The organism is Elstera litoralis (genome assembly GCF_000963705.1).
Lineage (GTDB): Bacteria > Pseudomonadota > Alphaproteobacteria > Elsterales > Elsteraceae > Elstera > Elstera litoralis.
This window is the reverse complement of sequence record NZ_LAJY01000124.1, coordinates 1-7,068: the sequence shown is the minus strand read 5'-3', so window position 1 is coordinate 7,068 and position 7,068 is coordinate 1. Positions and strand designations below refer to the sequence as shown.

Below are 7,068 nucleotides of genomic sequence, written 5' to 3'. Positions count from 1 at the left end.
CGCGGGCTTTCCGCAAACCGGCGCGCCGGCCTCCTGGGGGCGCTGGTTCCGCGCGGTCGATGTGACGGCGGGGCGCGGCCAAGTGGTGATGACGGGGCCGGACGCCTCGCCTTTGGTGATTCTGGATCGGGTCGGCGAAGGCCGCGTGGCGCAGATCCTCAGCGACCAACTCTGGCTCTGGTCGCGCGGGTACGATGGCGGCGGACCGCAGGCGGAACTGCTGCGCCGCCTCGCCCATTGGCTCATGAAAGAGCCAACGCTGGAGGAAGAAGATTTGGTGGCGGCGGTGCGCGGCGAGCAGCTTCACATCACCCGCCGCAGCCTGACCCCCGCGCCGACCGATCAGCGCCGTTTCGTCACCGTCACCGATCCCGATGGCAGCACGCGGAACGTGACCTTGACCGAGCGCAATGGGGTCGCGACCGGCAGCGCCACGCTCTCGGGGCCGGGCGTCTACCGCTTAGCCGAGGGGAGCTTGCAGCGGGTGATCGCGGTTGGCACGGTCAATCCGAAGGAAATGAGCGACGTGCGCGCGACCGAAACTGTGCTGCAACCCGTGTCGGCGGCGACGGGCGGCGCGATTCAGTGGCTGCGCGACGGTATCCCCGATCTGCGCCGGGTGGAGCCGGGGCGCACCACCAGTGGGCGCGGCTGGATCGGCCTGCCCGAACGCCGCGATTACGATATCACTGGCCTCACCCGTCTGCCGTTGCTGCCTGCCTGGCTTATGCTTCTGCTGGCAGGGGGGGCGCTGGGAATGGCGTGGTGGCGGGAGGGGCGGTAAGCCTGCCGCCGATATGGTCCAGCAGTCCGATTTCCCACGGGGCCGGGTCGCGGAAGGTGGCGGCGAGCGCGTCGATCAGCAGTCGAACCTTGGCGCTAACGTGGCGCGCGTGCGGGAACACGACTTGCAGGGCTAGGCTCGACGGCGCGCCATCGTCAAGGCAGATCGGCACGAGCTGCCCCGTCTGAATAGCCCCTGCCGACAGAAACAGCGGCGTCGCCAGCAGCCCCAGCCCGTGACAGGCGGCATCGACCATCGAGCGGCCATTGTTCGAGCGAAACACCCAATTCAGCCCGACATAGTCGCGCTTGCCGTCGGTGCGGTCGATCTGAAGATCGTCGCGATGGCGGGCGAGGGAATAGCAAATGCCGCGATGCGCCGGCAGATCGGCGATCCGGCGCGGCGTGCCATAGCGCGTGAGATAGGCGGGGGAGGCCACCAGCGGGCGGCGCACTGTGGCGAGCCGTTTGGAAATCAGCGATGAATCGGCTAATTCCCCCACGCGCAACGCCAGATCATAGCCCTCTTCCACCAAATCGACGTAACGGTCTGACAGATCGAGATCGACGCGCAAATCGGGCCAGCGCGCGGCGAATTGCGCGATGACGGGCGACAGGTAGGTTTCGCCCAAGGAGGCGGGGGCCGAGAGCCGCAGCGGGCCGCGCGGTTCGGTTTGCAGCCGCCCGACATCGGCCACCGCCTCTTCGGCTTCTGCAAGAATCCGCTGGCAGCGATCGTAGAAACTCTGACCGACATCGGTGAGCGACAGGCGGCGCGTGGTGCGGTTGAGCAACCGCGCGCCCAAACGCTCTTCCAGTAGCGAGACCTGTTTGCTGACGGCGGCTTTCGAGAGGTTGAGGCGTTTCGCGGCGGCGGTGAAGCCTTCGCATTCCACGACGGCGGCGAAAACCGCCATGCCCGAGAGACGGTCCATAGGCCCTCATTGTTCACCAAGGGAAACAGTTTGGTGAGCATAACCCGGATTATCATTCGGGCAAAGGGAGCGCATCTTCACTCACATCAAGGGCGCGTTCCCAGCCCGATTTCCCAAGTAGGAGAAAACCGATGGCGAAAATCCTCGTTCTGTATCATTCCAGCTGGGGCCATATCGAAACGATGGCCGGTGAAATCGCCAAGGGCGCGCGCGACGTGCCGGGCGTCGAAGTGACCATTAAGCGCGTGCCGGAACTGGTGCCGGAAGATATTGCCAAGCAGTTCCACATGAAGCTCGATCAAGAAGCCCCGATCGCCACCCCGGCGGAACTGGCCGACTATGATGCGATCATTTTCGGTGCGCCGACGCGTTTTTGGTACGGTTTCGTCGCAACTTCGCAACTTCCTCGATCAAACCGGCGGCCTGTGGGCCAAGGGTGCGCTGATTGGGAAAGTCGCGAGCGCCTTTACTTCGACCGGCACCGGCGGCGGTAACGAATCGACCATTCTCGGCCTCATTCCGACGCTGCTGCATCACGGCATGGTCTATGTCGGCCTGCCCTATTCGGCCCCGGAACTGACCGATATTTCAGAAGTGCGCGGCGGCAGCCCTATGGCGCAGGCACGATTGCCGGGCCGACCGGCGAGCGGCAGCCGAGCGAAAAAGAAAAATCCCTGGCGCGCTTCCAAGGCAAGCACGTCGCCACCCTTACGGCAAAATTGGCTGGCTAACCGCGCGACAGCGGGCAGAGAGCCAGTCTAGGAGAGATCAAAATGCTCGATTATCGACCCTTCGACAGCCTCGGGCGGATGGATATCAACTGGTTATCCGCCCGCTACCACTTCAGCTTCGCGAATTACTTCGATCCGGCGCGGATGGGTTGGGGTCCGTTGCGCGTCTGGAACGACGATAAGATCCGCCCCCGCACCGGCTTCGATCCGCACCCGCACCGCGACATGGAAATCATCACCTATGTCCGCACGGGTGCGATCAGCACGAGGATAACCTTGGCAACAAGGGCCGCACGGAAGCGGGGCAAGTTCAGGTGATGTCTGCCGGGACCGGCATTCAGCACGCGGAATATAACCTTGAGGATGCCGACACGACGCTGTTCCAAATCTGGATCATGCCGAACGGCAAGGGCCTCAAGCCAAACTGGGAAACCCGCACTCTGCCGGGCGTGGGTGAGCAGGGCCGCTTGATCCCGCTGGCCTCGGGGCAAGGTCTTCCCGACACGATGCCGATCAACCAGGATGCGACCCTGTATGTGGCGCATCTCTCTGAGAGCGGCAAGATCGAGCATACGCTGGCACCGGGCCGGAAAGCCTATCTGGTGGGCTTCGAAGGCGCGGTGGCGGTCAACGGCCAGGAGCTCAACGCCCGCGACGGTCTCGCGGTCGAGGATCTCGATTTGCTGACGCTGGAAGCCCGTGGCTCGGGCAGTCTGCTGTTGGCCGATTTGCCGGGTTGATCTGCACGGCACGCCGTAGCGGGCCGGGGAGGGTTGGGGTATAGACCCGTCTATGACCGCTCTCCCCCGCCTTGCGCCGACGCTGCGTTCCCTGTCGGACCTTACCGACCACGGCCTGATCTCGGCTGCCGAGGCCGAGGCGCTCGCCCCCGTGGCCGAGCGTTACGCGATTGCCGTAACGCCCGTGATTGCGGAGGCGCTTCAAGGCGGGGCTTCATCGGGGCTATCGAACCAGTTTCTCCCCGATTCCCGCGAACTCATTACCCACCCCGACGAACGGGACGATCCGATTGGCGATGCCCCGCACAGCCCCGTGCCGGGCATCGTTCATCGGTATGCGGACCGCGCACTGCTCAAGCTGGTTTCCGTCTGCGCGGTCTATTGCCGCTTCTGCTTCCGCCGCGAAATGGTGGGGCCGGGCAAAGAAGCCTTAAGCCCGGACGAGTTGGACGCGGCGCTCGCTTATATTGAAGCCCATCCAGCCCTGTGGGAAATCATCCTCACCGGCGGCGATCCGCTGGTGGTGGCCCCCCGCCGTCTGCACGAGCTGAAAACCCGGCTCAATGCCATCGCTCATTTGGGGGCCTTGCGCATTCACACCCGCGTGCCGGTGGTCGCCCCAGAGCGAATTACGGCGGAACTGGTCGCAGCGCTCGCGGGCCGTCTGCCCGTCCATATTCTGATCCACGCCAACCATGCCGAGGAGTTCGGCCCCGACGCGCGGCGGGCGGTGGCACGGCTGGTCGAGGCGGGTATCCCGCTCTTCGGTCAATCGGTATTGCTGCGCGGCGTGAACGATAGCGTTCCGGCGCTCACCGATCTGTTCCGCACGATGCTGAGCCTGCGCATCAAACCCCATTATTTGCATCATGGCGATCTCGCCCCCGGCACGACGCATTTCCGCCTGCCCTTGGCCGAAGGCATGGCCTTGGTGCGCGCGTTGCGGGGGCCGCTCTCGGGCTTGGCGCTGCGACTTATATGCTCGATATCCCCGGCGGTTTCGGAAAAGTGCCGGTTTCGGCGGATTTCTTTGCGCCTGACGGGCAGGGCGGCTGGTGGATCACCGATCCGCAGGGGCAGCGCCACGGATATCGGGACATTGTTGAAACCCCGTATTGATTAAAAATTGATCTACCGCGTATTTTGCACCAGGAGACAGGGAAATGGCTGGTTTTTGGGGCACAATGCCGGATCCCATCGAATTGATTGGGCTGATTGCGAGTTTTTTGACGACCGCAGCCTTTTTTTCCGCAGGCGATCAGAACGATCTATCGGCGGGACACGCGCGGTCTGTCGCTCGTGACCTATCTTTTGATGACCGTGGGGGTCGCGACGTGGTTCGTTTATGGCTTAATGATCGGCAATCGCCCAGTAACCATCGCAAATGGGGTGACGCTCATCCCAATCGCGTTGATTCTATTCATGAAACTGCGTTTGGGATAGGCTTGCGCGGGGCACGGCGATGACGCTCGAAATCGGCATGCCGGCCGCCGCCGCAGGGCAGGGGGATGATCCGTTGGAACCCGCCTCGGCGCTGTTGCGACGCCTGATCGCCGACCATCCCCATGATCGAATTTCGCTCGACGATCTGTTGAACGGCGTCGGCCACCGCGCCTTCGGGTTGCTGCTGCTGCTGCTGGCCTTACCGAACTCCATTCCCCTGCCCAGCCCGCCGGGGCTGTCGACAATTTTCGGCCTGCCGATGGCGATCTTTGCGGCACAACTGGTCTTCGGCCATAAAACCCCGTGGTTGCCCGCGTTTTTACGCCGGAAAACCCTGCCGCGCGACGAGATTTTGAAGTTTCTCGACCGGGCAACCCCCTATTTGAATAAGGTCGAGCGGCGTCTTAAGCCCCGGATGGGCTGGTTTGTGGGGCCGACCGGCGAGCGTATCGCCGGCCTTATCATTTTCGTTCTGGCAGTTGTGCTGTCGCTTCCCATCATCTTTGGGAATTTTTTGCCAGCGTTTGCCGTGCTGTTGATGGCGCTGGCGATTTTGGCGCGCGATGGGCTGATGATGATTGCCGGATGGGCGACCAGCGTGATTGCCGTTTCGGTGGTAGGTTTGGTCATCTATGCCGGAATTGAGGCTGTCAAGCTGGCAGTCTTTTCGCTATTTTCCTAAAAAACCGAACCGAAAGGGATTTGTACAGTGTTTCAGGAATTCTTCGAGCCAGGCGCAATGTCGGCCTTGTTTCAAGTTTTGATGGTCGATTTGGTGTTGGCCGGGGACAATGCAATTGTCGTCGGGATGGCGGTCGCCGGGCTGCCGGCGGCTATTCGGACGCGTGCGATTTTCCTGGGCATCGCGGCGGCGGCAGTGTTGCGTATCGTCTTCTCGCTGATGACGGTTCAGCTTCTCTCGATCACTGGGCTCGTGCTCGCAGGCGGCGTCTTGCTGCTGTGGGTCTGCTGGAAAATGTGGCGCGAAATTATGGACCAACGCGCCGAGCATAAGGCCGCCGAGGCCCTTAAAGATGCCACCGAAGATGTGCTGAGCGAGGCCAACGCCAAGGCCGCCGAGCCCGAAGTTCCGACGAAGACCCTGCGACAAGCGCTCATTCAGATCATGGTCGCCGACGTGTCGATGTCCCTCGACAATGTGTTGGCGGTAGCGGGCGCTGCCCGCGACCATGAAATGATTATGGTCATCGGCCTAGCCGTTTCTGTGATCCTGATGGCGGTGGCCTCGACCTTCATTGCGCGCCTTTTGGCCCGCTACCATTGGATTGCCTATGTCGGTCTCGCCATGATCGGCTACATTGCCTTCAAGATGATTTACGATGGTGCTTTTGAAGTGCTGCCGTTAGTCGGTATGAAATAAGCCTAGCGGTAGGTTTTTAGCGGGAGCGGGGAATTTGGGTGAGCTATCCGATTACGTGCGGTTTTTGGTGTCGCTGTTTGCGATTCTGACGCCGTTCGCGGCCTTGCCCACGTTCCTGACGCTCACCCAAGGCGAAACGCCGGAGCAGCAGCGCCTAACGGCGCTCACGGCCGCACGAACGGTGGCGGGGGTGCTGATTGCGGCCTCGCTCTCCGGCGATGCTGTCTTGAGCGTTCTCGGGGCGTCCATCCATTCATTCCGCGTCGGCGGCGGCTTGGTGCTGGTGCTGATGTCGCTCTCGATGTTGTCGGCGAAAGTTTCCTCCGTTCAGCAATCGGCGGAAGAGGCGGTGGCGGTGGAGGATCGAACCTCCAGCGGCGTTGTGCCCCTGGGCATTCCGCTGCTGGCGGGACCGGGGGCGATTTCCTCGGTGATCGTTGAAGGCCATCGGCTCGGCAGTATTTGGCATCAGCTTGGGGTGATAGTTTGCATTATCGTCGTTGCGGCGGCGCTTTATTGGTCATTGCGCCTGGCGGTGCCGATTGGCGAGAAGCTCGGGCGCTTCGGGCTTAATATCATCAACCGCCTGTTTGGGCTGTTGCTCGCCGCAATCGGGGTGGAAATGATGGCGGGCGGCTTGCGCGCGCTCTTCTCAGGGCTTAATTAGCGTTAGGATGGGTCGCTGTCATGCAGCAGCCACAAAGAGGCGCTAGGGTCCGACGTTCTACCGTATAGGCAGGATCGGCCAAGGCAACGAAAGGAAACGGGTATGGGAAGCTTTAGCATTTGGCATTGGCTGCTGGTTGCCGTGGTCATCATTCTGCTGTTCGGGGCCAAGAAGGTGCCGTCGGCGATGGGCGATCTCGCTAAGGGCATTAAAGCCTTCAAGCGCGGCTTGAACGACGATAGCGATGCGACCCAGGCCGCAGCGGCGACCCCGGCACCGCAGGCTCCCGTTGCCGGGACGGTGGTGCCGCCCGCAGCCCCGGCGGCGGCGGTCCAGACCGACCAGAAGGTCTCCTAATCCCCTATGGCGCGCGTCGCGCTGCGGGCCG

At 62.5% G+C, this 7,068-nt stretch carries 7 protein-coding genes and 4 pseudogenes; 10 read left to right on the top strand and 1 reads right to left on the bottom strand.

Going from position 1 to position 7,068, the window contains the following annotated elements; translation table 11 throughout:
- A pseudogene (locus VZ95_RS25195) lies at nucleotides 1-784 on the top strand (hypothetical protein); the annotation flags it as partial.
- Here the strand turns inward: VZ95_RS25195 and VZ95_RS06140 are convergent.
- The gene (locus VZ95_RS06140) at nucleotides 726-1,718 is read right to left on the bottom strand and encodes a LysR family transcriptional regulator (RefSeq protein WP_052711533.1); all 993 of its coding nucleotides are present in this window, start codon (nucleotides 1,716-1,718) and stop codon (nucleotides 726-728) included. The pseudogene VZ95_RS25195 and the gene VZ95_RS06140 overlap by 59 nt on opposite strands.
- 131 nt (nucleotides 1,719-1,849) lie before the next feature.
- On the opposite strand from VZ95_RS06140, the pseudogene wrbA reads away from it, so the two are divergent.
- From wrbA to VZ95_RS06100, 9 genes and pseudogenes are all read left to right on the top strand, one after another.
- Nucleotides 1,850-2,449, top strand: a pseudogene (wrbA, locus tag VZ95_RS06135) (NAD(P)H:quinone oxidoreductase).
- A 42-nt stretch (nucleotides 2,450-2,491) separates the two neighbouring features.
- Nucleotides 2,492-2,784, top strand: a pseudogene (locus VZ95_RS28625) (pirin family protein); the annotation flags it as partial.
- Nucleotides 2,767-3,189 carry a pirin family protein gene (locus VZ95_RS28620; RefSeq protein ID WP_408606070.1) on the top strand — a complete coding sequence of 141 codons (423 nt, stop codon included), beginning with the start codon at nucleotides 2,767-2,769 and terminating at the stop codon, nucleotides 3,187-3,189. The pseudogene VZ95_RS28625 and the gene VZ95_RS28620, both read left to right, overlap by 18 nt.
- A 52-nt stretch (nucleotides 3,190-3,241) precedes the next feature.
- Nucleotides 3,242-4,312, top strand: coding sequence for a lysine-2,3-aminomutase-like protein (locus VZ95_RS06125; RefSeq protein ID WP_232302512.1), 1,071 nt, complete (start codon nucleotides 3,242-3,244; stop codon nucleotides 4,310-4,312).
- A 131-nt stretch (nucleotides 4,313-4,443) separates the two neighbouring features.
- Nucleotides 4,444-4,632, top strand: a pseudogene (locus VZ95_RS29175) (SemiSWEET family transporter); the annotation flags it as partial.
- Between the two features lie 19 nt (nucleotides 4,633-4,651).
- Nucleotides 4,652-5,314 carry an exopolysaccharide biosynthesis protein gene (locus VZ95_RS06115; RefSeq protein ID WP_052711532.1) on the top strand — a complete coding sequence of 221 codons (663 nt, stop codon included), beginning with the start codon at nucleotides 4,652-4,654 and terminating at the stop codon, nucleotides 5,312-5,314.
- 57 nt (nucleotides 5,315-5,371) lie between these two features.
- Nucleotides 5,372-6,013 carry a YjbE family putative metal transport protein gene (locus VZ95_RS06110; protein WP_045775073.1) on the top strand — a complete coding sequence of 214 codons (642 nt, stop codon included), beginning with the start codon at nucleotides 5,372-5,374 and terminating at the stop codon, nucleotides 6,011-6,013.
- Nucleotides 6,014-6,047: 34 nt separating this feature from the next.
- Nucleotides 6,048-6,680, top strand: a complete 633-nt coding sequence (locus VZ95_RS06105; protein WP_045775071.1) for a MarC family protein — start codon at nucleotides 6,048-6,050, stop codon at nucleotides 6,678-6,680.
- Nucleotides 6,681-6,782: 102 nt separating this feature from the next.
- Nucleotides 6,783-7,037 (top strand): twin-arginine translocase TatA/TatE family subunit, encoded by a 255-nt coding sequence (locus VZ95_RS06100; protein ID WP_045775070.1) that lies wholly within the window; start codon nucleotides 6,783-6,785, stop codon nucleotides 7,035-7,037.
- The last annotated feature ends 31 nt before the right edge of the window (nucleotides 7,038-7,068 follow it).

Bases quoted from the DNA above. Each gene is read 5' to 3' on its own strand.
- VZ95_RS06140 (WP_052711533.1), bottom strand. From the start codon at position 1,718: ATGGACCGTCTCTCGGGCATGGCGGTTTTCGCCGCCGTCGTGGAATGC.
- VZ95_RS06100 (WP_045775070.1), top strand. From the start codon at position 6,783: ATGGGAAGCTTTAGCATTTGGCATTGGCTGCTGGTTGCCGTGGTCATC.
- VZ95_RS06110 (WP_045775073.1), top strand. From the start codon at position 5,372: ATGTCGGCCTTGTTTCAAGTTTTGATGGTCGATTTGGTGTTGGCCGGG.
- VZ95_RS06115 (WP_052711532.1), top strand. From the start codon at position 4,652: ATGACGCTCGAAATCGGCATGCCGGCCGCCGCCGCAGGGCAGGGGGAT.
- VZ95_RS06125 (WP_232302512.1), top strand. From the start codon at position 3,242: ATGACCGCTCTCCCCCGCCTTGCGCCGACGCTGCGTTCCCTGTCGGAC.
- VZ95_RS28620 (WP_408606070.1), top strand. From the start codon at position 2,767: ATGTCTGCCGGGACCGGCATTCAGCACGCGGAATATAACCTTGAGGAT.